The organism is Streptomyces sp. NPDC001204 (assembly GCF_053598035.1).
Genome location: NZ_JBSFJL010000001.1, coordinates 86,689 through 110,796, shown reverse-complemented (window position 1 = coordinate 110,796; position 24,108 = coordinate 86,689). Strand labels below are relative to the sequence as shown.

The 24,108-nt window shown below is 65.9% G+C and carries 23 protein-coding genes, 1 tRNA gene and 2 pseudogenes; 18 read left to right on the top strand and 8 right to left on the bottom strand.

Annotation, left to right across the window (positions count from 1 at the left end):
* Window positions 1-160: 160 nt before the first annotated feature.
* From ACWC91_RS00510 to ACWC91_RS00500, 3 genes and pseudogenes are all read right to left on the bottom strand, one after another.
* Complete coding sequence (locus ACWC91_RS00510) at window positions 161-910, bottom strand: hypothetical protein (protein WP_450640781.1); 750 nt, start codon at window positions 908-910, stop codon at window positions 161-163.
* A gap of 70 nt (window positions 911-980) precedes the next feature.
* Window positions 981-1,193, bottom strand: a pseudogene (locus tag ACWC91_RS00505) (hypothetical protein); the annotation flags it as partial.
* 471 nt (window positions 1,194-1,664) lie between these two features.
* Window positions 1,665-1,952 (bottom strand): hypothetical protein, encoded by a 288-nt coding sequence (locus ACWC91_RS00500; RefSeq protein WP_450640780.1) that lies wholly within the window; start codon window positions 1,950-1,952, stop codon window positions 1,665-1,667.
* A gap of 983 nt (window positions 1,953-2,935) precedes the next feature.
* Between ACWC91_RS00500 and ACWC91_RS00495 the strand changes: the two genes are divergently transcribed.
* A complete protein-coding gene (locus tag ACWC91_RS00495) occupies window positions 2,936-4,252 on the top strand; it encodes a protein kinase domain-containing protein (protein WP_450640778.1) in 1,317 nt (438 codons plus the stop codon).
* Between the two features lie 226 nt (window positions 4,253-4,478).
* Complete coding sequence (locus tag ACWC91_RS00490; RefSeq protein ID WP_450640776.1) at window positions 4,479-5,648, top strand: hypothetical protein; 1,170 nt, start codon at window positions 4,479-4,481, stop codon at window positions 5,646-5,648.
* Between the two features lie 82 nt (window positions 5,649-5,730).
* Here ACWC91_RS00490 and ACWC91_RS00485 read toward each other — a convergent pair whose 3' ends face one another.
* From ACWC91_RS00485 to ACWC91_RS00475, 3 genes are all read right to left on the bottom strand, one after another.
* Window positions 5,731-6,726: a hypothetical protein gene (locus tag ACWC91_RS00485; RefSeq protein WP_450640775.1), complete on the bottom strand. Its 996-nt coding sequence runs from the start codon at window positions 6,724-6,726 to the stop codon at window positions 5,731-5,733.
* Window positions 6,727-6,731: 5 nt separating this feature from the next.
* Window positions 6,732-9,116, bottom strand: a complete 2,385-nt coding sequence (locus ACWC91_RS00480; RefSeq protein WP_450640773.1) for a hypothetical protein — start codon at window positions 9,114-9,116, stop codon at window positions 6,732-6,734.
* A gap of 619 nt (window positions 9,117-9,735) precedes the next feature.
* Window positions 9,736-10,830 carry a DUF1152 domain-containing protein gene (locus ACWC91_RS00475; protein ID WP_450640771.1) on the bottom strand — a complete coding sequence of 365 codons (1,095 nt, stop codon included), beginning with the start codon at window positions 10,828-10,830 and terminating at the stop codon, window positions 9,736-9,738.
* A gap of 80 nt (window positions 10,831-10,910) precedes the next feature.
* Between ACWC91_RS00475 and ACWC91_RS00470 the strand changes: the two genes are divergently transcribed.
* From ACWC91_RS00470 to ACWC91_RS00410, 13 genes and pseudogenes are all read left to right on the top strand, one after another.
* Window positions 10,911-11,651, top strand: a complete 741-nt coding sequence (locus ACWC91_RS00470; protein ID WP_376654679.1) for a GntR family transcriptional regulator — start codon at window positions 10,911-10,913, stop codon at window positions 11,649-11,651.
* A gap of 278 nt (window positions 11,652-11,929) precedes the next feature.
* Window positions 11,930-12,366, top strand: a pseudogene (locus ACWC91_RS00465) (ATP-binding protein).
* An 89-nt stretch (window positions 12,367-12,455) separates the two neighbouring features.
* Window positions 12,456-13,184 carry a GntR family transcriptional regulator gene (locus ACWC91_RS00460; protein WP_450640769.1) on the top strand — a complete coding sequence of 243 codons (729 nt, stop codon included), beginning with the start codon at window positions 12,456-12,458 and terminating at the stop codon, window positions 13,182-13,184.
* A 127-nt stretch (window positions 13,185-13,311) separates the two neighbouring features.
* Window positions 13,312-13,662: an SCO3933 family regulatory protein gene (locus ACWC91_RS00455; RefSeq protein WP_450640767.1), complete on the top strand. Its 351-nt coding sequence runs from the start codon at window positions 13,312-13,314 to the stop codon at window positions 13,660-13,662.
* A 5-nt stretch (window positions 13,663-13,667) separates the two neighbouring features.
* Window positions 13,668-15,041, top strand: coding sequence for an FtsK/SpoIIIE domain-containing protein (locus ACWC91_RS00450; protein WP_450640765.1), 1,374 nt, complete (start codon window positions 13,668-13,670; stop codon window positions 15,039-15,041).
* An 81-nt stretch (window positions 15,042-15,122) separates the two neighbouring features.
* Window positions 15,123-15,752, top strand: a complete 630-nt coding sequence (locus ACWC91_RS00445) for a DUF2637 domain-containing protein (RefSeq protein ID WP_450640763.1) — start codon at window positions 15,123-15,125, stop codon at window positions 15,750-15,752.
* Window positions 15,753-15,769: 17 nt separating this feature from the next.
* Entirely contained in the window at window positions 15,770-15,961 is a 192-nt protein-coding gene (locus ACWC91_RS00440; RefSeq protein ID WP_450640762.1) for a hypothetical protein, read from the top strand.
* On the top strand, window positions 15,961-16,152 hold the full coding sequence (locus ACWC91_RS00435) for a mobile element transfer protein (RefSeq protein WP_402591649.1): 192 nt from the start codon (window positions 15,961-15,963) through the stop codon (window positions 16,150-16,152). Before ACWC91_RS00440 ends, ACWC91_RS00435 begins: the two co-directional genes overlap by 1 nt.
* Before the next feature lie 10 nt (window positions 16,153-16,162).
* Window positions 16,163-16,357 (top strand): hypothetical protein, encoded by a 195-nt coding sequence (locus ACWC91_RS00430; protein ID WP_100568067.1) that lies wholly within the window; start codon window positions 16,163-16,165, stop codon window positions 16,355-16,357.
* A gap of 14 nt (window positions 16,358-16,371) precedes the next feature.
* Window positions 16,372-16,629 carry a SpdD protein gene (locus tag ACWC91_RS00425; protein WP_450640761.1) on the top strand — a complete coding sequence of 86 codons (258 nt, stop codon included), beginning with the start codon at window positions 16,372-16,374 and terminating at the stop codon, window positions 16,627-16,629.
* 131 nt (window positions 16,630-16,760) lie between these two features.
* The gene (locus ACWC91_RS00420) at window positions 16,761-18,080 is read left to right on the top strand and encodes a replication initiator (protein ID WP_450640759.1); all 1,320 of its coding nucleotides are present in this window, start codon (window positions 16,761-16,763) and stop codon (window positions 18,078-18,080) included.
* Window positions 18,056-18,250 (top strand): helix-turn-helix transcriptional regulator, encoded by a 195-nt coding sequence (locus ACWC91_RS00415; RefSeq protein WP_365775187.1) that lies wholly within the window; start codon window positions 18,056-18,058, stop codon window positions 18,248-18,250. Before ACWC91_RS00420 ends, ACWC91_RS00415 begins: the two co-directional genes overlap by 25 nt.
* Window positions 18,247-19,620 (top strand): tyrosine-type recombinase/integrase, encoded by a 1,374-nt coding sequence (locus ACWC91_RS00410; RefSeq protein WP_450640758.1) that lies wholly within the window; start codon window positions 18,247-18,249, stop codon window positions 19,618-19,620. Before ACWC91_RS00415 ends, ACWC91_RS00410 begins: the two co-directional genes overlap by 4 nt.
* A 64-nt stretch (window positions 19,621-19,684) precedes the next feature.
* On the opposite strand, the gene ACWC91_RS00405 is transcribed toward ACWC91_RS00410, so the two are convergent.
* A complete protein-coding gene (locus tag ACWC91_RS00405; protein ID WP_450640756.1) occupies window positions 19,685-20,350 on the bottom strand; it encodes a hypothetical protein in 666 nt (221 codons plus the stop codon).
* A 247-nt stretch (window positions 20,351-20,597) separates the two neighbouring features.
* A tRNA-Arg gene (locus ACWC91_RS00400) sits at window positions 20,598-20,669 on the bottom strand.
* 113 nt (window positions 20,670-20,782) lie between these two features.
* On the opposite strand from ACWC91_RS00400, the gene ACWC91_RS00395 reads away from it, so the two are divergent.
* The 3 genes from ACWC91_RS00395 (at window position 20,783) to lysA (ending at window position 24,015) form a co-directional block, all read left to right on the top strand.
* A complete protein-coding gene (locus ACWC91_RS00395) occupies window positions 20,783-21,253 on the top strand; it encodes a response regulator (protein WP_450640813.1) in 471 nt (156 codons plus the stop codon).
* A 276-nt stretch (window positions 21,254-21,529) separates the two neighbouring features.
* Entirely contained in the window at window positions 21,530-22,597 is a 1,068-nt protein-coding gene (gene nrtL / locus ACWC91_RS00390) for an ArgS-related anticodon-binding protein NrtL (protein ID WP_450640754.1), read from the top strand.
* A gap of 26 nt (window positions 22,598-22,623) precedes the next feature.
* Window positions 22,624-24,015 carry a diaminopimelate decarboxylase gene (gene lysA / locus ACWC91_RS00385; protein WP_376504963.1) on the top strand — a complete coding sequence of 464 codons (1,392 nt, stop codon included), beginning with the start codon at window positions 22,624-22,626 and terminating at the stop codon, window positions 24,013-24,015.
* Window positions 24,016-24,108: the final 93 nt, after the last annotated feature.

Here is a 24,108-nt window from a genome sequence, read left to right as displayed (position 1 = left end):
TCGCCAACCGCAAGATCGAAGAGTTGTTGCGCGAGTGCGAGTGAATAGCTCTTTCCCTGTCCGGGGCCCCTGGCGTCCTGCCCGGAGCCTCGCTGCTTCTCTGGGCCGACCCAGTCGTCCGGTTCACAGTCACGACTGGTGTGCGCAGTCTCACGACGTCTCACGACCCCCATCGGGTGACGATGGCTTCCTCGACGCTGAAGACCTCGTCGCAATCGGCGCACTGCGCTTCGCCGAAGACGTAGGTCAGCTTGTGCGCGATGCCGGGATGGCCGTCTGCGAGTGCACGGGTGTGGAGTCTTTGGGCCAGTCCCTCCAACGATGAGGGGGCCTGAGGCCGCAGCGGCACCCTCCTCGCCGCAGTGGATTTCATATACATGCTGTTTGTGGTCGAAAAGAAGCCGTGCTCTCCGAAGGCGACGAAGTTCTCCGAACCGCACGCGGGGCAGGGCACTTCATATTCCTCGTCGTTCAGCCCGTCGAGCTGTTCGCTCCAGACTTCGACGCCTTGGAAGCTGAGGAGCGTGGACAGCAAGTAGACGTAATTCGCGGGGTCGTCGGCGAGTCCGGGGTGCCGGAGGGCTTCCTCGGTCAGTTGCGCCAGCTCGGATACCTCCGAGGCGTAGGTGACTTGGGGATCTTCATCGCCGTATGGCTGATCCGTGCTCGCCATGATGGAGCCGGCCAGGCAGAGCGGCGCCTGTCGGTCCGGCGGTGCCCACCGACGCGCCATCTCGGTCAGAGCGGGCAAGGCCGCGTAGCTTGCCGAGTAGACGGTGCCCTGGTGGCACAACCGGGACCAGAGTTCATCCCAGCTGGAGTCCTGCGGGCTCGAGCCGGCTCTGTGGAGCAGGCTGGGAATGTCTTCTGCCGTGCCGTAGGCGTGGTGGAGCCGGGACCAGTCCGTCATGCCGATGATCCAAGCAGCAGAGTGTGACATGACGCGGCGGTGTCCGGGGAGGCTGAGCGAGCGGGCCGGGTCACGTTCCTTGGGGTGGTGCATCGGCGACCGCTCGGTGATCTTGCCTTTGAGGCTGTGCGGTGAGTTCGGTGGGCAGGGTGGTCTCGTCGGTTTCCGACTCGATCGGGTGGGGGCGGGCCACGGCGAGGAGTTCACGGCCCATGTAGCGGCGGGCCTCGGTCCACTCGCCGTTCCGCTCGGCCTGGACCGCGCCGACGAGTCGGATCACGGCGGGGCCTCATTGATTGCCGGTCAGGCTCCTGGCACGCCGCGTGTGACGCCAGGCCCCCGAGGCCAGATCCCGTGGTGGATGAGCGCTCGTCGTGCGTGCGTCACCTCTCCTGGCCACTTCCCCGGTTGCTGCCAGCCGGAGTTGAACGAATGGCGGGGTGGTGGCTCGGGCCGGCGGGGGTGTTGGCCTGCGAGGGTGTTGGCCTGCGGGGGTAGTTGAGAGTTGCAATGTCACAACTAGGTCACCACCTTCACTGATTCCTCACATTGGACGTATCGGCGTAGGTAGCTTCACCCCTCACGTACTGAAACAGGGGGGTCCCGTGAGCTACTACCAGCCTCAACCGCCGTTCCAGCCTCCGCCCGCGCCGCCGGCCGCCCGTCCCGCACCCAAGTGGGCCCGCAAGCGATTCGTACTGCCCGCCCTGGGCCTCGCGTTCATCATGGGCGTGGGCAGCGGCGGCGCCGACGGTCAGAACCCGGACGCGACGAAGTCGGTGGCTAACGACAAGGTGCAGCCGACGGCCACGGCTACGGTCACCGCGACGGCCACGGCCACGGCCACGGCGACCGCGAAGCCGAAGCCCGCGCCGACGGTGACGAAGACGGTCAAGGTAAAGGTGACTGTCACCGCGCACGCCGCTGCCGCGGGGTCGGGAACGGGTGGCAGTTCGACGTCTGGCGGATCGTCGTCCAGCGGCGGGTCCAGCTCGTCGGGTGGCTCCAGTTCTGCGGGCGGCGGTGCGACGGCGCTGTGCAATGACGGTACGTACTCGTACGCCGCTCACCATCAGGGGGCCTGCTCGCATCACGGTGGCGTGGCCGTCTTCTACCGGTAGCCAACGTCTCAGGTCGGTGCTCCGACCGGTGGTTGAGTATGGGACCGCCTGCCCCGCTGATTCGGGGAGTCCGGTCCCGCGTCTCCGAGGCGGCCTCTGGGCCCGCGCGGGGGTCAGGACCACGGCCGCCCCGTCCCGGTATCAGCGTGGGGCGGCGGGGCAGAAGGCGGCGCGCCAGGTGCGGCCACGGCGATCAGGCTTGACCCGCAAAGGATCGAGGTTCAAGGACGTCGCACTCGTGGGGTACCGGGGTGTCACCTGCGGGAATGTCCCGAGATCCCGTCGACGCCTCGCCGACAGGCCTCGACATACGCCGCTTCGGGCGGCATACGCCTGCACAAACGCGAAGACCCCGGCCTCAGCGTTTCCGCTGGTGACGGGGTCTTTGGGCACCTCATGAAGGGTGCCCCCGGCAGGATTCGAACCTGCGCACACGGCTCCGGAGGGCCCGTGAGAACCGTCGAATGATGCTGGTCACAGGAACGTCAGCCCGTCCTGAGACGCTACCCGTCCACGAATCGTCCACGGCCCTTCAGCTCCCCATAGGGAGACTCCCTGAGGCCAGGCTGTGAAGGGTCGCGACCTCCACCCGACGGTATAAGCCGTATGACTCAGTACGGGTTCAACTCGTAAGTTGATCTAGGCATGTGCGTTGCAAACGGATCTTGTGCGTGGCTGCCGCGCCTCCTAGAGACGTGCTTCGTCAGCGACGCATCTGTTTAGCCAAAGCGGCTCACCCTGCCCTGCATCCAGGGACGGTGGGCCGGGGACAGCAAGCCAGGCCCGTCATGTTGCGCCACTCGCTGACAAGCAGACAGGAGCGTAGCGAACGCCCACTCCGACAAGGTCCAGTAACATGCGCCTAGTTGACCCGGCTAAGGGGGGATGGGTCGTCATGGCGGGTGTGTCCGACAGCATCAAGGCACAGGAGCGGTATCGTCTCGGCGCTCGAACACTGGGGCACGGAAGCTATGCCCAGGTATTCCCTGCCGTGCACAAAGAAACGGGTGAAGAGGTAGCGCTCAAACGCGCCTACAATCGCCAGGACGCTCAGGACAGGATCAAACGTGAGATTCAGGATCAGAAGCGGCTAGCCCACCCCAACATCATGCCGATCCTGGATCATGATCCAGGCTTCACGTGGTACACGATGCCTCGTGCGGTCGGCAGTCTCAAAGACCTTCGTCAAGGGCCGGATGAAGAGGAGCTGGCGTCTATCCTCCTTGCTATCGGCGAAGCCTTGGAAGTGGCTCATCAACTCGGACTGGTTCATCGCGACATCTCTCCGCCAAACATCCTCGCCCTCTCGGGTGACAGCGGTGCGCGATACCGGTGGGTGGTCGCGGATTGGGGCATGGTCCGTCGTCCGCCTGAGGAAGCTTCCCGGGTTCTTACCCGTACCGGCCAGGGGATGGGCACGCCAGGCTACGACGCCCCTGAGTTGAGTGTGGACCCTCGCAAAGCCACGTCGGCAGCGGATGTGTACAGCCTCGGACGTGTTGCTGCTTGGTACCTCACCGGGACCCCTCCTGCAAGCGGAGTTCGGCTGCTTCCTGACGGCGAATTCCTGCATTGGCGGCTTTTTGTCAACGCATGCACGCGGCAAGAGGCCTCAATGAGAACACAAACCATGTCTGAGTTGCGGGACATGGTGCAGACGGTTCTTAACGACCGTGATGAGCCAGTGCTAACGAAGGCCAGCAGACTAGTGGAAGGAATCGTGCTCGGACAGGAGGGAAGCCTAGAGGCGCTAGTCCGGCTGGTTGACGCTCATCAAGATGACGCTAGCCTATACTTCGATTACTTTGCGCAGATACTTACAGGGCCGACGCGTACTTGGTGTCACTCCGACCCCGAGCGGGCCGCTTTGTTGGCAAGCGTTCTGGCAAGGCACCTTGTTGCCGGCTCCTGGGGCGATCGAGATAGGGAGTACGTAAGTACGCCGTTGGCCTTCCTGCATACGGTCCTCCAGGCGTTGGTGGATGACAACAACCTTGGACACGCCCAAGATCTCGCGCCAGACTTCTTCGCTGCGGACGTCCACTGGCAGGATCAAGACCAACGCAGACGCACTCTAGAATGGTTGGGCGACCTCCAGGCGCCAGCTGACCGTGCGCTCGCACCGGTCTTGGGCGCGCGGCAGGACATCGTGGAGTACTACAGAGAGCCTGGTTGGCGAGCGCGCAGTGTCGTGCTAGCCACCATCCTTGGCGCCAGCTGAACCCGATCCCGCATCACCGTGGTGGTGAGGGTCGTCACCGTGGTGCAATGGGCGAGTGTTGACGAGCGATAACCACAGGCCGACGCCGGAAGGCGCGGTCCTCCAGGAAGAGTCACCAGTGCAGGAGCCTAGCTCAGGACGAGGACGCCGGCACGGCACGAGTCGAAGTGAGCCGTTTGACCGATGGTTTCGCTACCCAGCGGGCTTCGCCTCCGACTATGTCTCCGTGCTCCTACGCCAGTTGCGGCTGCCCACCGCCGGTCTTGTAGTTGATCCTTTCACCGGATCAGGGGTTGCAGGCACCGCGGCTAGGCGAGCTGGTCATGCGTTCTATGGAGTTGAGGCTCATCCACTCATAGCTGAGCTTGCAGCTCTGAAACTCGACCGCACCTCCGAGGATCCGAACGCGCTTCTCGTGGCTGCCCGCGAGCTCACGCAAGAAGCTACAACGACGAGGGCGCGCATCGACATCAGCGGCGAAGCCGAACTGACACTCCGCAGCTTTGATCCCGAAACGCTCGCCACTTTGGTGAGCTTGCGCGATTCGATTCGAGCGCTACAAGAGCATGAGTGGCACTTGCATTTGAAATGGGCACTGCTAGCGACTCTAAGAGATGTCGCCTCAGTTCGTGTCGGCTGGCCATATCAGAGACCCGGAAGTCAACGGAAGCCTACATTCGCCGACCCCGTGTCTCGTTTCCTTCAGCGTGTCGCGTGGATGGTCGAGGATATCCGGGAGTTTGAGACCAACTATTTTTCCTCGCCGGCATGCCGAGTCAGGCAGGGCGACTCCCGTGAGGCTGAGAACTGGAGTGAACTGGGGAAAGGCACTGCGCATGGGTGTGTCACCTCGCCGCCGTACCTAAACAACTTCGATTACGCTGACGCGACACGGCTGGAACTGTACTTCTGGGGTGACGTTACCAGCTGGTCGCAAATGTGCGCCGAGGTACGTTCCGACATGCTGACTGCTACCACTCAGCAGAGCAGTGTTGGTGCTGCAAGCGATGCCAGAACCCTTTTGCAGTCGTACGGAACGGTCGGGACTGAAATCAGCGAAATTGCAGATCGACTGCGAAAGGAAAGAGGAAATCGATCGAGGGGTAAAGAGTATGACCGCGTAGTTCCCGACTACTTTGTAGCGATCGCGCGCATTCTGGAAAATCTTGCCACAGTGCTGGTCACGGGAGCCCCCGCGGTCTTGCTAGTTGGTGACAGCGCGCCATATGGGGTCTACGTTGACACGCCCGGCTTGATTGCAAAACTGGGAATGCGTCAAGGTTTCACTCTAGAGAAGGATGTAATTCTTCGTCACCGTGGGCAGCGGTGGGCAACCAATGCGACCCGACATAATGTGCAACTCGCGGAACGATTGGTGCTGCTCCGCCGTGATTGAAAGACTTCGGCGTCTTCCTTGGAAGCAGACCTTGTAAGCCTTCAAGGAAGAACGCCGGCCTCTCCAATTAGGGCACAGCATCTCAAATTGATGAACGCTGCGCCGTTGCGAACTCTCGAAGTAGCTCTTCTTTAAGGGAGCGAGTGTCCGTAGAGCGCTCAAAGACCATGCCGCGATGAGCTAGCTGGCCAGCGGCACCGCGATAGGCGCCCACCAGCGAATCAAACGCTGAGGCAAGGGCAGCCTGCGTAAGTCTCGGGCGCCTAGCGAGATCTCGACCAAGAAATGCGATAACTTCCTGCCTATGCCGAGCGGGAATGTACAGGAGCTCACCGCCATCTTTGCCGTTGGGAGTTACGACGAGTTGGTCAGCCAAACGCCGACGCGCTTCACTGAGGGCGTAACCGCCTTTTAGGCGTTGTTCTCCGGAAGCTCGACTACTTCGATTCCGAGACACTTCAGCAGCGAAGGCCTCAGCTCCCGCGAAAATAGCGCTGTCCACCTGTTGACCATCCGCTGTCGAGTGATGCCACCTGACTACGGCTCTATCCTCGGTATCCGACCTGTTGACGAGAAGCGCGATTACGACCCCCACAGCGATCGCTTGCATCACCTCGCTTCCTTGCCCTCGTCTGAGGGCGACTACCTGGTTCAGCCGCGCCATTGACCATGCCCTGTAGAGTTCCATAGCTCGGCGTTCTACTGATGCCACGTCAGCCAGCGTCAGCACCAGGTGGTCATCGCCGGCGTACTGCTCCTGCAATAGCTCCAGCATGAGTCGAGCCTCGATACCCACCAGCGATACATTGTCGCCCACTTGAGTTACCAGCGGCTCCCCGTACTGGTTGGCGCGACGCAACAAGTCAGCTGGGGTGGGTGGAAGCTTGCCCAATCGGTCACGCAAGGAATGTCCACGTGAAACAGGATCGAAGAAGCGTTTGCACATGGCTAGGTCGGCTTCCAATACGCCCGGCGCCCTGCCATACGAAAGGTGCCAGAGCTGAGTGAGGTCGCGAATCAACGCCACGCACTCGTCGCCCGTCAAGATGGCGGGAACCCCGAACACTCGTTGCACCATCGTACTCATAGTTGAAAGGCCTCTGCGAAGTATCCGCGCTGCCGCAGCGCGTTAACTCGCTCGTTCGTAGTCCCGTTTGATGACGCTATCGCCGGAGAAATTTCAAGCGGAAGGATCACTAGGACTTGATCGTGGGGTGCTTGTGCCTGTCGCCCCCGAAGGTATGAGGCTAGGGCTGACATGTTTTTGGCGTCAATGAATGAGCCGAACTCATCGAGGGCGATGAGTCGGTTTGAGGCGGCGTTATCATCTCTGTCAAGAGGAGCTACCTGTGCCTGCGTGTAGGCGAACGCTTGCTCTCCACTGGAGAATGCCGCGAGTGGGCGTTCGTTAGTCTGCCCGTCCGTAGCTGTCCATGAAAGCTGCAAGCTGTCGGGATCCAACTCGACGTTCGTGCCTCCGTTGAACAGTGCCGCTCTTACGACTTCGCTCTCGAACCACTGGCGAACCTCATCCGCTAGCCAGCGCTTGGCTGCCCTATCGGACGCAGTCTCGGTGCCTGTTTCCCCGCCGTGTTGGCGAATACGCGACCCCAGTCGCCCGAGTGCTGTCTCCATGCCGCGGAGTGATGAATAGGTGGATGCCAGGGAGTCGCGAGCCTTGTCGATTGCAGAGGCCACCTCTGTCAGTACTTGCGCTTGATCAGCAACGTTGAGCCCGGGCAGGGAGGAAATCTTCGGGATTGCCCTCCTTAGCCAAGAAAGCTCAGGCTCCTGATTCAGGAGGCGCGCAGTCGCTGTCACCCTGGAAATGCGGTTCTCGGAAGTGCGGTGAGCAAGAGTGGCTTGCTGGGAGGCTTGGGCTTCTCGGCGAGTCAGCTCCTCCAAGTCGGCCTGCTCTTTCTCGCGATGCTTTCTAAGGCGCGCAGCCTCTACGTTGGCTTCGCGGCATAGCTGCACCAACTCCGCTGCCAGGGCAGCCTCGGTCTTTCCACCACCGAGTAGTTCTCGGGCATGAGTAAGCCTGGCGTGATCTGCTTGAACAGCACGAGCCTCTTGGTCCAGTGTCGCGCGGTTTGACATCAGGTCTTCAAGGTTTCGCGCTGTTTGCTCAGGCAGCCCCTTCGTCGCCTTGAGCAGGCGGCCTTCGGCCTTTTCGAGGGCTGTTTGGGCCGCTTCCAGGTCTCTCAACGCAGCTTCTGTTTGTGCGATTGCTCCAAGCCGGCCTCGCGTTGCCTCGATCTCCTGCGTCAACTGTTCGGCGTCAGCTGAAGGGGCGTCTTCGCGGAGGACAGCCTCGCGATGCTGAAGCGCTTCCCTCAAAGCGGTAACAGTCCAATCAGAGTCACCCTGACTAGAAGCAATCAGGATGGCGTTGCCTAGATGTTCCTCTTGTTCTGCGGATTCCAAGCTGGAAGTCAAGCTGTTGAGCAGACTCAACAGCATTGGAGTGGCGTTAACGCGAGGCTGCTGCTCTAGCAGTCTATTCAGATGCTGGCTGGTGTCACGACGAGCTGCCGCGAGAGCATCTTCAGACGGCTCCAATCCGACAACTGCTGCAAGATTTTGGAGGTGGCTTTGTATAGTTCGAAGCGCCTTGTCTCGGCGAATTAGATACTTTTGAGCGTTCTCGAACTCGTTTTCGGCCTTCTCGTTCTGATGCTTTTGGGCGCTTGCATTTTTTATTTGAGTGTCGAGCTTTTGGCGCTGTTTATCGAGGTCCGCAAGGTGCGCCGCTAGTTCCTCAATCTTCTGGTCCATTTCAGGTCCGCGCCCTCGAACTTGCGTGAGCTGCGCGGAGATCTCTACGGCTCTATCTAGTCGCTTGATACGTTCACGCGCAGATTTCAGCTGATTAGCCAGACTGGTCGCTACCTTTTCGGCCTCGGCTGTAATCGTGAGCTCGCGTGACAACTGTGATGGTGCGCAATCAGTGATCCTGTTCTGCAGGTCCCCTAGTGCGAGCTCTACCTCTTCTTGGCGCAGCCTTCCGACCTCGGCGTCCCACTCCTGGATTCGCTTCTGTGCAGTGCTAAGTCTTTCAGATAGGACGCTTACGGGCGTATCGGCCGCCACGACATGGTGCACGCTGAGAAGTGGCGAGATGTTGCGTGGTCGAGCGGATCGCCCGTCGATTCTAATCTCTCCGATTAGATCGCCCAGGGGTTCGGCAATTTGAGGCCAGCGACTTGGATCGAGTACCCACTCCAATTTTTGCGCCCCGTGCAGGTCGGTAACTGAAACACGCGCGCTCTTCAGCTGGTTCCGGAAGGTCTTCCAAGAGTGATCGTTTCCTGCAAAGGGCTGGTCTCCCGTGCACAACCTGAGGAGCTTAATGGCGTTTGTTTTGCCGATGCCGTTGTAGCCCTCAATGCGGCAGAGTGGAATGCTGGGAATTTCGCCAATGATTCGGAGGCCGCGGCGGGTTTCGGCTTCAATCCTGATGTGCATCTGCGATCAACCTTTCGAGGACCAAGTGAGGGCCGAACGGTTCTGATGCGAGCAGGGTCAGAAGTGAAAGATCTACCCCGTGCGCGGTGCCCTGGTCGGCGGTCGTACGGGAGTTCCCAGGCCCTCGAAGCGCTGAGTCTATTTCCCGAACCACTGTCATCATTTGTTGTCCGACATCTGACACTGCAGTCCCCCTGTCTGTCGCGACAGGCCATACCCACCAGACCTGATGCTGCCACAGTTGCGTCGTGGGTAAGCCTACTTAAGGCGGAACGGGTTTGGCCGGTGTCCTGCCCGGTCTGGGGTCGAGCATGACCAGGGGGCCGTACGCTGGTTGGCAACTCGGGCAGGCTTTGGGCCTGACCGCAATGTGCACGAGTGGCCCCCTGGTCTTGCTCGACGAGGGACCCGGACCGGGGAGGTGGCTAAAGCCGTGGAGCCGACCGGCCCAGCCACGACGTACCCCTTCTCTGGCATCAGGTGACTGAACGCCTAGTGCGCGGCACGGGCGCCGGCCGGGCTGGAGCGGGGCGGAGACAGGAGCGCAGGCCCGGCCGGGGGTCGGGCCGCGCGCGGGGAGCGGAGCGAGCCGCCTTGAACCCGTGAAGAAAGTTGTTACTCAGGTTGCATCTGGGATGCGCCAGAGTGGCGCGTCGTACTGCTCCGGCCGGCTGTTGATGAGGAGCTGCCGCAAGTCGTCGCGTTGCGAGCCGCTGAAGTTCAGGGCCTCGGTGATGCGGCGAAACGTCGTGTGGGTGATCCCGCGGGCGCGGGCTTCACTCTCGAACTGGTCGAGCTGGGCCCAGACCGCGGCCGGGTTCAGCTTGGTGGGCTGCTGCTCCTTGAGCCATAGAGCCTTGTTGCGCTCGTAGTCGATCTCCGAGTAGCCGCAGATCTCGCGGCTGTAGGCCTCGGCCTCGTCCAGATGCGCGGTCGCCATGATGGCTCGGGCCAGTTGGTTGCGGCTGATGGCGTCGTCCAGGTCGACCTCGTGCACCGTTGGGCTCTCGTCCGTGAGCGACACGGGGAGTCCTGCGTCTCGGATCTCGCACGTGCCTCGCACGCCTCGGGCCGTCGCCACGAGGAGCGCGGTTGCTTCGGATGGGTGCCACTCCAGAACTGGGCTGATCACACCCGCGTCGCTCGCGGTGAAGGTGTGGATTACGGGGCCCAGCGCGGTGGCCAAATCTTCTGGCAGAAGCTCGCCATCCAGGCCCGGACCCGCAACGAGGAGTCGGACAGGCGCGTACACTTGGCAGCACGCTGCCAGAGTGAGGGCGTCGGCGAGTGGACTTTTCAGTGTCGGCTCGTCGCCCCGCGCGAGGATGTCTCCGCCTACGTCCAGGAGATCGATCGACTCGGGCTCCAAGTGGCTCACGAGGTCTTCGAGTTGGTGGGTGAGGCCTTCTGCTCCCTGGTAGGGGTCGAGCAGGGCGAAGGTGTGCGGGAGCTCTGCTGCGAGTCGGGGGAGTGTGGAGCCTGCGGACGCAATCGGGCGGGCCTGCGCCGGCACTGCCCAGACGGCCGGGGTGAGGCGTTCGAGGCCGGTGAAGTCGGCGGGCCGCCGGGGGCCCGGAAGAGGGTCGACCAGGAGGCGGTCCCAGGCGTACGTGAGGATCACCGCCTGGTCCTCGTCGCCGTAGAGGGCGGCGTGAAGCATAGCGGCGGCGACTGCATCGCCCCCTCCTCCTGCTGCGACGATCAACCGCGTCATGCGATCAGACTACGGGTTCACAGGTTGGCCACTCACCCTATAGTGGCAAAAGGCCATAGCCACTTGGACAAGGAGGGGAGATGCCTCAGATCGAAGAGGCTCAGCCGAAGTATCTCCAGATCGCGCACTACATCCGTGATCAGATTCTTCGGGGCGACCTGCGGCCGGGGGACGAGGTTCCCTCGGAACGGCAGCTCGCCGCGGACTGGAAGGTGTCCCGGCCCACGGCCGCGCGGTCACTGGAAGCGCTGAGCCATCAGGGCCTGGTCGAGAAGCGCCAGGGCTCCGGAACGTACGTGCGCAGCCTCGAAGTGAACCGGCGCGCACGGGAGTTGTACGGGCGGGCTCGGCAGACCGGGAAGATCTACACGTCCGGCGAGTACGCGGTGATCACGTCGGCCGGTTGGCTGGAGGCGCCGGACTACGTCGCTGAGGCCTTGGGCCTGGTGAAGGATCGTCGAGCCGTGCACCGCCGGCGCGTGACGAGCAATCAGGACGGTCCGATCACGCTGTCCACTTCGTGGTTCGCTCCGGACGTCGGCCAGCGTGCGCCCAAGCTCACGGATCCCGAGCGGATCCAGGAGGGGACGCTCATGTACGTCGAGACGATGACGGGGCGTCAAGGCAGCTACGCGGAAGACCGCATGTGCGCCCGGGCCGCCACGGACGAGGAGACGGCCGACCTGCGGTTGGAGCCGGGATCTGCGGTCCTTATCGTCCATCACGTCGTCTTCGACCTCCAGGATCGTCCGTTGGAGTTCGCCGAAGCCACCTACCCGCCGCACCGCTGGGCGTTCGAGCAGGGCTACCCGCTCACCTGACGGCGCGCCAGTTACGGCGAATCGCTTGCGCTCCCGAAGTGGCCAATGCCACTATCCACAAAGTGGCTAAGGCCACTTGGATGAGAAGGGGGCACGACGTGACGAGTCGGCGGCCGGAGCAGGGCGCGCGGTTAGCTTGCCGGGGGTGTCGGGGGCGTGGATGGAAGCGCGTCGGCTCCCGAACGGCGCTGGCGCTCTTCACGGCCAATGACCGCAGCCGTGCCACGTCGAAGCGGCGCTGCCTCGACTGCGACGGCAGCGGCAAGGAGTGAGCACGCATGGCCTACACGATCGACCGTTACCCCTGTCAGGACTCACCGCGGCTCGGTGCGATGATCTTGCATCCGGAGCCTGAGTCCGTGCCCCGGGCCCGGCGCTGGTTCCGGAAGTTCATCGCTCCGTACAGCCCGGCCTGCTCGATCGACGACTGCACGCTGATGATCTCGGAACTGGTGACCAACGCCATCCGCTACGGGAAGTCGGACGACCCCTGGCTGGTGCGGGTCGAGTGGTTCGCGAGGGAGCCTCGCTCCGCGTCGAGGTGCACAACCCGGGTTTCCCGGCGAATGTACGGCTGCGGCACCCGGAAGCGAACGACGCTCACGGGCGGGGGCTGCTTCTGGTCGACTCCATCGCCGACTCCTGGCATTCCGGGCCCAGCCACCTCGGCGGGACGGTCGTCTCCTTCGTGGTCGCTGATGCCTGGCCGGCGTGATGGGATAGCCCACCTCTTCTATTGCCACGCTAAAACTGCCGCTAGTCTGGTTGACCAGTTGACTTGGCCAATCTCGACAGGCGGCGTTCATGGCGTATGAAGTGGAGCCACCGAAGTACGTGCGCCTCGCGCAGACGCTTCAGCGTCGCATCGAGGACGGCACGTATGCGCCCGGCACCCGTGTACCGAGTGAGAATCAGCTGGTGCAGGCCTTCGGGATGTCTCGCCCGACCGTCGTGCGGGCCCTTGAGTTGTTGAAGCGGGACGGTTGGCTTGAGTCCCGGCAGGGGTACGGCACGATCGTCCGGGGTCGCCCGGAAGTCGTCGAGCAGAAGGACCGGCGGGGGCGTGAGGCGCTGGAGCGAGACGAGTCGCAGAGTGCGGGCCGCCTGGTCGAAGTCAGGCACGTGCCTGTCCCGGCTCGGGTCGCCTCGGAGCTTGGCCTGCCGAAGAGGGCCGAAGTCCTCATGCGTCGCTTCCTGGTCGAAGAGGACGGCGAAGCTGTCGAGTTGGTCTCGTCGTACTTCCCCGCCGGCCTGGTCGAGGGCACTGAGCTGGGGTCCGACGAACCTTTGAGCGGGAGTTCCCGCGAACACCTCGAAGCGCGGAAGAAAGTCCGCTTCGATCACGTGGTCGAGCGCGTGTCGGCTCGGCTGCCCGAGGCGCGTGAGGCCGAGCTGCTGGATCTGCCGGACGGCGTTCCCGTGCTGAGCGTCCTGGTCGTCGCCTGTGACGCCTCCGGCCGATCCTTGCAGGTCTCTGACGTGCTCCTTCCGGCTGACCGGCAGGAACTCGAAGACACCTACCGTCTGAGCTGACGCCGCCCTTCGGGCGAGACTCCCCCGATAGCTACTTGACAAGTCAACCTGGCATCCCTAGGTTCGAACTTGCTAAGTCAACTTGTCAGGTCGACGGGTTGGTCGACTCTCAGAAGGAGTAATCCCTGTGCGTGTGATCCGCGTTGACGCCTCAACCGCCACAATCCTGCTCACCGAGGCTCCGGCGCCGAAGGTGCGCGACCGGCAGACCTGCGAGATCGCCAAGGATGCGGTGACCGGTGAGGCACTGATGACCGTCGGCGTCGTCTACATCGACGAGGGCGAGTCGTCGCTGATCCAGGTCACCGTTCCGGAAAGCGGAGTGACCGAGGGCCTGACGGTCGGTGCTCCGGTCTCGCTTCCGGGTCTGGTGGCGCGGCCCTGGGAGAGCGTGTTCAACGGCAAGGAGCGGCACGGCATCGCCTACCGGGCGACCGCCGTTGCCCCGGGTGCCTTCCTGATGGCTCAGGCGGGCTGATCGCCGTGACGGACCTGGTGACGTTGGCCGAGCTGGGCGGTTCGCTCGCTGCGATTGGCGGCGCCGCCTACGCCCGGCACGCCTACCCGGCGGCGTACTGGTCCACGGTCGGGCTGCCGCTCTCGGTGGCCCGGCTGCTGGCCTCGTACTCCTCGACCATGGACGCCTGCGGCCTGACCGTGGAGCCGTCCCGGTGGCGGGCCCTGGCCGTCCGGGCGACTACCCGCCGTGAGGTCCGGCCGGTGCCTCCTCGGCGGGGCATCATCCGGCCCACCACGACCGGCCTGCGCATGCGGCTGCGGCTGGCTCCGGGCCAGGAGCCGGCGGACGTGGCGGCCTCCGCGGAACGCCTCCGGCACGCCTGGGGCGTCCACGCCGTCCACGTGCGGGACATCAAGCCCGGCGTCGTCGAACTGCAGCTCGTCGGCTTCGACGTGCTGCGAAAAGTGCGGATGCCCCGTCGGCTCAACGGCGGCCCGCTTCAGGTCCCGGCGGCATTACGGGAAGACGCAACCGCGTTCGTACGGGACTACCGGACCGTTCCGCATGAGTTGGTGCTCGGCGCCACGCTCTCGGGCAAGTCCATGTACCTGCGGAACCTGCTGACCGGGCTTGCCGCTCAGCCGGTCGTCCTGGTCGGCATCGACTGCAAGCGCGGGGTCGAGCTGGCGCCCTTCGCACCCCGGCTCTCCGCCCTGGCCACCGACCCGGACCAAGCGGCCGAGCTGCTCCCCGCGCTGGTCAAGGAAATGGAGGACCGATACGACCTGATCAAGGCCCGGCAGGACATCGCGCCCGGCACCCCGGAAGAGCTGATCACCTCAGACATCTGGGGACTGCCAGCGGACGAACGTCCCGCTCCGATCGTGCTCTTCATCGACGAGGTGGCCGAACTCTTCCTCGTCGCCACACGGAAGGAGGAGGAACGGCGGGACGAGATGGTCACCCAGCTCATCCGCCTCGCCCAACTCGGCCGGGCCGCCGGCATCTACCTCGAAGTCTGCGGGCAGCGCTTCGGCGCCGAGCTGGGCAAGGGCGCGACCATGCTCCGCGCTCAGCTCACCGGCCGCGTCTGCCACCGCGTGAACGACGAAGCCTCGGCCAAGATGGCGCTCGGCGACATCGCCCCTGAGGCCGTCTTCGCGGCCTGCGCCATCGCCCCCGAGCTGCCCGGCCTAGCCGTCGTCGGCGACACCTCCGGCGGCTGGTCCCGTATTCGTACCCCTTCCCTCTCTCTCGCCGACGCTGCCGCCACCTGCCGCGCGACGGCGGACCTCGCCCCCGACGTACCGGCGCTCAAGCCCTTCCGGCCGTACGTCCCGCCGATGCCGGTTGAGACATCCGGGCCCGTGGCCACGGCTCGCCCGGTCACCGAGTAAGCGCACCCGCCCACGGTCGGCGCGGCCGCCCCGTGCCAAGTCCCTACCCCCTCCATGCCTGGAACCGGAAGGAGTCACGCCGTGCGTGCCCTGCCTGTCCGCCTCGACGCCGTACTCGTCCAAGCGCTGATCGCCGCCGCGCTGTCCTTCGCCCACCTGCACGACCTGGCCTCGGCTGCCGGACAGCACGGATGGAAGGCATGGGCATACCCGGTCTCCGTAGACCTGCTGCTCGTGGCGGCCTGGCGGCGACTCCGCTCCGGCGGCGCGAAAGCGGCCGGATGGTGCTGGTTCCTCGTCGCACTGACCGCCTCGCTCGGCGCCAACGTCGCCACGGCCGGGCTCCTCGACCTGGGCGCCGTACCGGCCTGGCTGCGCATCCTCGTCGCCGGATGGCCCGCGGTCGCCTTCCTCGGCGGGACGCTGCTCGCCCACGGAGCAACCGCGGATGCCCCAACGACGGAGCGTGAGTCGGCCCCGGAACCCACGGCGCTCGAAGTGCCCGCCTCTGCACCCGAGTTGCCCGCTGCGGAGCCCGAAGCAGCTCCGCTCTCCACGACCCCGGTTCCGCCGGCGCTCGTCACGCTCGCGCGCAAGGTTGCCGACGAACACCGCGCCCGGACCGGAACGCCCATCGACACCTCGACCCTTCGCGCCCGGCTCGGCGTCCCGCTGCCGCTGGCCGAAGCCATCGCCGCCCAACTCGCCTGACCGGAGGACCTTCCACCGTGCGCCCGTCCACGCTCCGCGCGCTCAAACGCGCCGCCGAGCTGACCCGACAGAACCGCCTCACCGAAGCCGTGCTCATCGCCGAGCCCGTGATCCTCGCCGCCGACAGCTACGAGGGCGACGAGATCTTGCGCTGGCTGGCCGACCACGTCACCGACTTCACCGGCGAAGACCCGAAGGAGATCCGCTGATGACCACCAACCGCCGCTTCCGCAACGTCGCACGCATCGGCCCCGTCCAGGTCGCCACCTACTACGACGGCCGGGGCCGCGAGAAGCACACCGCCGCCTGCACGGCTCCGCGCTGCGGCTTCGCCACGGACTACGACAGCCGCGCTGCCGCCGAGCTGGCCGCTCGTACCCACCGCTGCGCCGTCCGTTGAGGGAGCTCCCGTGACCGTCTCGCTGCCGCTCGTCTTCGTCCTGGGCGTCATCGCCTGGGCCGCGATCAAGTTCCTCGGCGTTCGGCTCTGGGTCGCCGTCGTGATCGCGCTGTTCGGCTTCTGGCTCTCGCACACCTTCCTCGCCCCCGCCATCGAGTCCGGCACCCGTTCCGGGGTCGGCGTCGTCAACGGCACCCACGAGTGACAAGGAGGTCCGCCGTGCTCCGCCCCAAGCTGCCCGACATCCCGACTCTGCCGACGACAAGCGTCACGCCTCAGCAGACGCAGGCTCCGGCCCCCTCGGCCGGCCGCCCGGTCGCCCCGTACGTGGGCGTCGGTGTCGGCGCGGTCGCCGCCGTGGTCGTCGTCGGAATCGTGCTCACCGCGCTCCTGGCGGCGGTCGCCGTCTCGGCCGTGTCCGTGGCCATCGCCGCCGTGGTCCTGCGCTCCCTCGTCAGCAGCGCGAACAAGCGCTGACCGGCCGCCGGGGCGGCAACACGCCGCCAAGCATCCCGCCGCCCCGGGGCCGTCCTTCCCAACCGTCGCAACAGCCGAAAGGAACTCCCATCATCACCCGGCAGACCCCACCCCCGCTGGCGGAACTCTCCATGCTGGCCTCCCTCGGCACCATGCCCGAGCTGGCCCGCCAACTGTCCGGCCTGGGCGGCTGCACCCGCCCCGTACGCCTCGACGGCCACCGCACCGAACACGCGGTGGACCACGCGACCGGCGAGATCGGCCGCGTCCTGCACCACCTGGACTCCTCGACCCTCCCCGCCGGCCAGCTCCTCGTCCGCTGCAACAACCGCCGCGCCACCCGGTGCGCGGCCTGCGCCGAGACCTACCGCCGCGACACCTACCACCTGATCACCGCCGGACTCCGCGGTGGCAAGGGCACCTCCGAACGGGTCGCCACGCATCCGCGCGTCTTCGCTACCTTCACCGCCCCCGGCTTCGGCCCGGTCCACAACCGCCCCTCCGGCGGGCGGAACTGCGGCTGCGGCGTCCGGCACGAGGAAGGTGACGCCGTCCTGGGGACTTCCCTCGACCCGGAGTCCTACGACTACGAAGCGGCCGTGCTGTGGAACGCGCACGCGGGGGCGCTGTGGCGGCGGTTCTCGATCTACCTTCGCCGGGAGGTCGCCAAGCGGGCCGGCCTCACCCAGCGGGCGTTCCGGGAACACGCCCGGGTCTCCTTCGCGAAGGTGGCCGAGTACCAGAAGCGGGGCGCCGTCCATTTCCATGCCGTGATCCGCCTCGACGGCCCGGACGGCGGCGACTGCGCCCCTCCCGCCTGGGCCACGGCCGAGTTGCTGACCGATGCCATTAGGACAGCTGCGACCACAGCGCGAGTCGACGGGCCGGTGATCGACGAACGGGCACACTCTTTCGTCTTCGGCCGTCAGCTCGACGTCCGTACGATTCGCTCCGCTGACTTCGACGGCGGCCAGGAGCTGACCGAGCGGGCCGTAGCGGCGTACATCGCCAAGTACGCCACCAAGGGCGCCGAGACCGCGACGGGCACCTTAGACCGGCCGATCAAGTTCCTCGCCGAGCTGGCCCAAGCACGGATCACCGAACACGCCCGGCGCATGATCCGCACCGTCTGGACCCTGGGTGCCCGGCCCGAGCTGGCAGACCTCCGCCTGCGAGCCTGGGCCCACATGCTCGGCTTCCGCGGCCACTTCTCCACAAAGTCCCGCCGCTACTCGACCACCCTCGGCGCCCTCCGCGACGCTCGCGCCGACTGGCGCCGGACCCAAGCGGCTCCGCCCCTCCCGCAGGACGGCGAAACCACGCTCGTCCTCGCGCACTGGGCCTTCGCCGGTACCGGCCTGTCCCGCGCCGAAGCCTGGCTCGCCGCATCCCTCGAACCCGCCCCCGGAACGGAAGGAGAACCGACATGGACGCCCGCCGCGACGAGCTGATGACTGTTCGCCAAGTCTTGGACGAGCTGGGCGGTGTCTCACGACGGACGTTCTACCGCTGGCGTGAGTTGGGACAGGGGCCAGATGCATTCAAGCTTCCCAACGGTGAGCTTCGGGTCTGGCGCAGCGATTTCACCTCGTGGCTCCGGCAGTTGGAGGCGGCTGCATGAAGTCTCTCGACGTCAAGGTCTGGGGCGTACGCAAGAGGGACACCAAAACGCCCTCGTACGGCGTCCGCTGGTCCGTCGCGAGCAACGTCTTCTCGGACTCGTTCCGCACCAAGGCGCTCGCTGATCACTACCGAGCGAAGCTCATGTATGCCATGCGGGACGGCGAAGAGTTCGACACGGAAACTGGTCTTCCGGCCTCGATGGAACAGAAGAAGTCGCCCTTGTCTTGGTACGACTTCGCCCTCAAGTACCTCGCGATGAAGTGGCCCCATGCTGCGCCCAACACGCGAGACGGCATCAACGAATCTCTTACCAGCGTGACCATGGAACTGCTCGTGGAGCGCGCAGGACGGCCGTCGGATGAGGAGATCCGCAAGGCACTCCGTAACTGGGCCTTCGTGCTGCCAGGGCCGAACGATCGGGAGGTCCCGGATAACGTCCAGAACGTTCTGCACTGGGTGGCAAAGGCTTCCCGACCGCTCGCGGATCTCGCTGAACCGGCAACGGCCCGTTCGGTGCTCGACGGGTTGAAGCTGAAGCTCGACGGCACCGCGGCAGCCGCTGAGACCGTGCGGCGGAAGCGGCGGACCCTCGTCAACGCTGCGAACTATGCGGTCGACCTGGGGGAGCTGCGTGAGAACCCGATCACGGCGGTTCGCTGGCAGAAGCCCAAGGTCTCGAACCAAGTCGATCCGCGCGTTGTTGCCAACCCGGAGCAGGCCCGCAATCTCTTGGCAGCAGTGTCCTACGTGGGCGGCTACCGGCGTGCTCGCGGCCGGCGTCTCGTCGGACTGTTCGCGGCGATGTACTTCGGTGGCCTCCGTCCTGCAGAGGCCGTCGGCCTGGTGGAGACTGATCTCGTGCTCCCCGAGCAGGGCTGGGGCTCAGCGCTGCTCCACCGGACTCGTCCCTCGGTCGGCAAGCAGTGGACCAACTCGGGGGAGACCCACGACGACCGCGGACTCAAGAATCGGCCGACTGAGGATGTTCGGCGCGTGCCCATTCCACCCCAGCTTGTCGTAATGCTGCGGGAGCACCTCGCCACGTTCGGCACGGCGGAAGACGGGCGGCTCTTCTTCAGTGAGAAGGGCTCGGTCGTCCCGTCCTCGACTTACTACCGCGTGTGGCAGGAGGCTCGGCTCCTGGCGCTCCCGCTGGCCGTCGCGGCCTCGCCGCTCGCGAGTCGACCGTACGACCTTCGGCACTCGGCGCTGTCGACGTGGCTCAACGCCGGAGTCGATCCCACTGAGGTGGCCGAACGCGCCGGCAACAGTGTTGAGGTCCTGCTGACCCGCTACGCGAAGTGCCTCGACGGACGGCAGGACGTCGCCAACCGGCGTATCGAGGACCTGCTTCGCGAGTACGAGTAGACACCCCTGCCCGCCTCTGAGGCCCCTGGCATCGCGTCCAGGGGCCTCGTCGTTGCTCTACGGCTCAGCTCATCGAATAGCCGATCTCCGCAAGGTCTTCTGCGAGGTCTGCCAGGACGATCTCTGAGTTCAACGCGCGGACCACTTCTTCGGTCAGAGGACGCGAAGAGAAGACGTGACGAACGGCCTCCAGGTCGACCGGGATCTCGTAGTAGTCCTCGGCCCACCGTTGGAACGCTTCCGGCGAACGATCCACCAACAGTTGGAAGAGGTACCCGGCGCCGTCTGGATCTTCCGGTTCCTCGTCAGGGAAGTCGATCGCCCCTGCTTTCCAGCCGTCGTCGCCCATCTCTCGCCACATACACGCAGTGACCACAGGCATCCCGTCCTCGTCCGAGAACGCCGGCTCTTCAACACACGGCCGGAAGACCTCAGGAACCCCATCGAGCACTCCGGGCCATGGCCCGTCCTCTGCATAGGGACTCATAGGCGATTCGTGATCGAATCCCCGGACGTAGGCGCCAGCGGGCGAGAAAACGATCGAGTACTCGTTGCCCGATCCGTCACGCATCGAGGCCATCGACTCCTTCTCGGACCAGTGGTCGTCGAAGGAGTAGTAGCGGTCCTCCCACTCAGGGCTCAGGACTGCCTCCAGGATGGCCAGGGAGCGGCAGTGCTCACGGAGGACGGCTATCTCGGGCAGTTGCCGAGCAACGTCATGAACGGTCACCCGCTCATCCAAGCGCACGCCTCGGACACGGACACGTCAGGCTCCCGTCTGGCGGGTGACTGTCGGACCAAACCTGAGAACTGCGGAAAGCGCGACTCACCTGCGGCAACGCTCCAAGATCCCGTCCACGCCTCGTCCACCGCCCCCGACATACGGCCGCTTCGGGCGGCATACGGCTGCACATACGCGAAGACCCCGGCCTCAGCGTTTCCGCTGGTGACGGGGTCTTTGGGCACCTCATACAGGGTGCCCCCGGCAGGATTCGAACCTGCGCACACGGCTCCGGAGGCCGTTGCTCTATCCCCTGAGCTACGGGGGCGGGTCGGGCGCGTTGTCTGCGCGGCGACGGGTAGAACACTACCAGTTCCGGGAGGGTGGTCATGAACGTTTTCCGGTGGGGCCGTGGGGGTGGGTCCCCCGGACGGGGTGGAAGTGGGGAAAAGCCGGACGCGGTGGCTGGTGCGGACCTACTCTCGAGTGGTGCCAGCCGCTTCGGGCCGGGTGCTTGTTGTGGACGACAACAAGGTCATCCGGCAGCTGATCAGGGTCAATCTTGAGCTTGAGGGGCTCGAGGTCGTGACCGCGGCCGATGGTGCCGAGTGTCTGGATGTCGTGCATCGGGTACAGCCCGATGTCGTCACGCTCGATGTCGTCATGCCGCGACTGGACGGGCTGCGGACCGCGGGCAGGCTGCGGGCCGATCCGCTCACCCGTGATCTTCCGCTCGCCATCGTCAGCGCCTGTTCGCAGTACGAGGTCGAGGCCGGGCTCGATGTCGGCGTCGACGCCTTTCTCGCCAAGCCCTTCGAGCCCGCGGAACTCGTGCGGGTCGTGCGGCGGTTGATCGAGGGTGGAGCCCGTGGGGCCGGGGAGGCCGAGCCCGCCGGGCGTAGCAGCGGCTGAATCGGTTCATGGGTGTCAGCAAGTGGGCGGGGGCGTTCGCCGTTGCCTGAGATGCCTCGGCTGCCTCAACTGATCGACGTCCTCGCCCAGGCCGGCAGGCCGAGACTCAGGCGCTCCACAGCTCCACAGCTCCACAGCTCCACAGCTCCACAGCTCCACAGCTCCACAGCTCCGCGACTCAGCGACTCCGCGGATTCCGGCCCTTTCCGTCCACATGGCGATACCGCGCCCAAATGAGTTCGCATACCCACCCCCCTCCTCCCCTACGCTTGTCCCGTGACCCCCGTGGAGCTCTCCCGTACCGTGCTGAGCGCGGTCCGTCGCGCTGTCGACGTGGGGGAGCTGAGCGTCGGCGTGCCCGAGCGGGTCGTGGTCGCGCCGCCCCGGCCCGGCGGTTGCGGTGACTACGCCACCAACATCGCCCTCCAGCTCGCCCGGCCCGCCGGACAGCCCGCGCCGCACGTCGCCCAGGTGCTGCGGGGCCATCTGCTCGGCCTCGACGGCATCGACGACGTCACCGTCACCGGGCCCGGGTTCCTCAACATCAGCCTCCGCGACGCCGACGCCGAGGCCGCCCTCGTCCGGCTGGTGGAGGACATTCGGGGGTCCGGGGAGCGGTACGGGTACGCCCCGAGGCCGACCGGGACCGCCGTCGAGCTGCGCTGTCCGCGCGAGGTCCGTGCCGTCGTCGTCGCGGATGTCGTGGCGCGGCTCCTCCGGTCCCAGGGGGGCGAGGGAAGGGTCAGCTGCGCGAGTTCTCTCCCGGCCGACTGGGAACAGGTCCTGGGCGTCCGCATCGACGCCCCCGGTGACGCGTTCCCCGGCGTCGACATCCGTCCCGTCCCCGCCCCCGCCGATCCCCTCCCCCTCGGCCGTGACGCCGCCCGCTGGGCCCTGCTGCACCCCGCCGGACACGACCGGCCCCGTATCGGCGACGAGGATGACGAGCACGACGGGCATCTCATCCAGCGTGAGAGCAACCCGCTCTTCCGCGTCCGGTACGCCCACGCTCGCACCCAGGCCCTTGGGCGCAACGCGGCCGACCTGGGATTCGGCGCCGAGCCGGGGCCCGTCGACGTGGTCCCGTCCGAGCTGGTCCCCCTGCTCGCCGACCATCCCCGCGTGCTCGCCCGCGCCGCGGACCACCGCGCTCCCGACGTTCTCGCCCGGCACCTCGTCAGCGTTGCCGATGCCGTGCTGCCCTTCCTCGCGACCGTGCTGCCGCGCGGGGAGGAGAAACCCTCGGCCGCCCACCGCGCCCGGCTCGCCCTTGCCGAAGCCGCCGGGACGGTGCTGGCCGGTGGCCTGTCCCTGCTCGGCATCGACGCACCCGAACACCTCTGAGAGAGTCCACAGAGAGCCGCACTGACATGAGCCGTTCCGCACATCCCGCCGGGCCCCGTCACGCCGATGTCCTGCCCGAGGGCCACTACTCCGCCCCGCCCGCCGACCTCAACGCCCTCGACCCCAAGGTCTGGGCGCAGACCGTCCACCGGCGCGAGGACGGTGTCGTGACCGTCGGCGGTATCGCCGTCACCGACCTCGCCGAACGGGTCGGCACCCCCGCCTACGTCCTCGACGAGGCCGACTTCCGGGCCCGGGCGCGGGCCTGGCGCAACGCCTTCGGGCACGACGCCGACGTCTTCTACGCCGGGAAGGCGTTCCTGTCCCGGGCCGTCGTGAGGTGGCTCGACGAGGAGGGGCTGAACCTCGACGTCTGCTCCGGCACCGAACTCGCCACCGCGCTCTCCGCCGGAATGCCGGCCGAGCGGATCGCCTTCCACGGCAACAACAAGTCCCCGTACGAGATCCAGCGGGCCGTCGAGGCCGGGGTCGGGCGGATCGTGCTCGACTCCTTCCAGGAGATCGTGCGGGTCGCCCACATCGCGCAGTCGCTCGGGAAGCGGCAGCGGGTGCAGATCCGGATCACGGTCGGCGTGGAGGCGCACACGCACGAGTTCATCGCCACCGCGCACGAGGACCAGAAGTTCGGCATCCCGCTGGCCGGGGGACAGGCCGCCGAGGCCGTACGGCGGGCCCTCCAGCTCGACGGGCTCGAACTCATCGGCATCCACTCCCACATCGGCTCGCAGATCTTCGACATGTCCGGGTTCGAGGTGGCCGCGCACCGCGTGGTGCGGCTGCTCAAGGACATCCGGGACGAGCACGGGGTCGAGCTGCCGGAGATCGACCTCGGCGGTGGGCTCGGGATCGCGTACACCAGCAACGACGACCCGCGTGAGCCGCACGAGATCGCCAAGGCGCTGACCGAGATCGTCACCCGTGAGTGCGAGGCCGCCCGGCTCCGTACGCCCCGCATCTCCGTCGAGCCGGGGCGCGCCGTCGTCGGACCCACCGCCTTCACGCTCTACGAGGTCGGCACCATCAAGCCGCTGGAGGGGCTGCGGACGTACGTGTCCGTGGACGGCGGCATGTCCGACAACATCCGCACCGCGCTCTACGACGCCGAGTACAGCGTCGCGCTCGTCTCCCGGGTCTCCGACGCCGAGCCGATGCTCGTCCGGGTCGTGGGCAAGCACTGCGAGAGCGGGGACATCGTGGTCAAGGACGCCTTTCTGCCGGCCGACCTGGCACCCGGTGACCTCATCGCCGTGCCGGCCACGGGTGCGTACTGCCGGTCCATGGCCAGCAACTACAACCACGCGCTGCGTCCGCCGGTCGTCGCCGTCGCGGACGGGGAGGCCCGGGTGATCGTCCGCCGGGAGACGGAGGAGGACCTCCTGCGGCTCGACGTCGGATGAGCCCAGTCATCCCGATGACTCCGGTGACGCTGATGGCTCCGATGACGCCGACAGTGGCCGCGGCGCGGGGCGGCCGGAAGATCTCCTGTTTTC

Coding starts and splice junctions, on each gene's coding strand:
- ACWC91_RS00510 (WP_450640781.1), bottom strand. CDS start 910: ATGACGGACTGGTCCCGGCTCCACCACGCCTACGGCACGGCAGAAGAC.
- ACWC91_RS00485 (WP_450640775.1), bottom strand. CDS start 6,726: ATGGTGCAACGAGTGTTCGGGGTTCCCGCCATCTTGACGGGCGACGAG.
- ACWC91_RS00480 (WP_450640773.1), bottom strand. CDS start 9,116: ATGCACATCAGGATTGAAGCCGAAACCCGCCGCGGCCTCCGAATCATT.
- ACWC91_RS00475 (WP_450640771.1), bottom strand. CDS start 10,830: ATGACGCGGTTGATCGTCGCAGCAGGAGGAGGGGGCGATGCAGTCGCC.
- ACWC91_RS00470 (WP_376654679.1), top strand. CDS start 10,911: ATGCCTCAGATCGAAGAGGCTCAGCCGAAGTATCTCCAGATCGCGCAC.
- ACWC91_RS00460 (WP_450640769.1), top strand. CDS start 12,456: ATGGCGTATGAAGTGGAGCCACCGAAGTACGTGCGCCTCGCGCAGACG.
- ACWC91_RS00435 (WP_402591649.1), top strand. CDS start 15,961: ATGACCACCAACCGCCGCTTCCGCAACGTCGCACGCATCGGCCCCGTC.
- ACWC91_RS00420 (WP_450640759.1), top strand. CDS start 16,761: ATGCTGGCCTCCCTCGGCACCATGCCCGAGCTGGCCCGCCAACTGTCC.
- ACWC91_RS00415 (WP_365775187.1), top strand. CDS start 18,056: ATGGACGCCCGCCGCGACGAGCTGATGACTGTTCGCCAAGTCTTGGAC.
- ACWC91_RS00410 (WP_450640758.1), top strand. CDS start 18,247: ATGAAGTCTCTCGACGTCAAGGTCTGGGGCGTACGCAAGAGGGACACC.
- lysA (WP_376504963.1), top strand. CDS start 22,624: ATGAGCCGTTCCGCACATCCCGCCGGGCCCCGTCACGCCGATGTCCTG.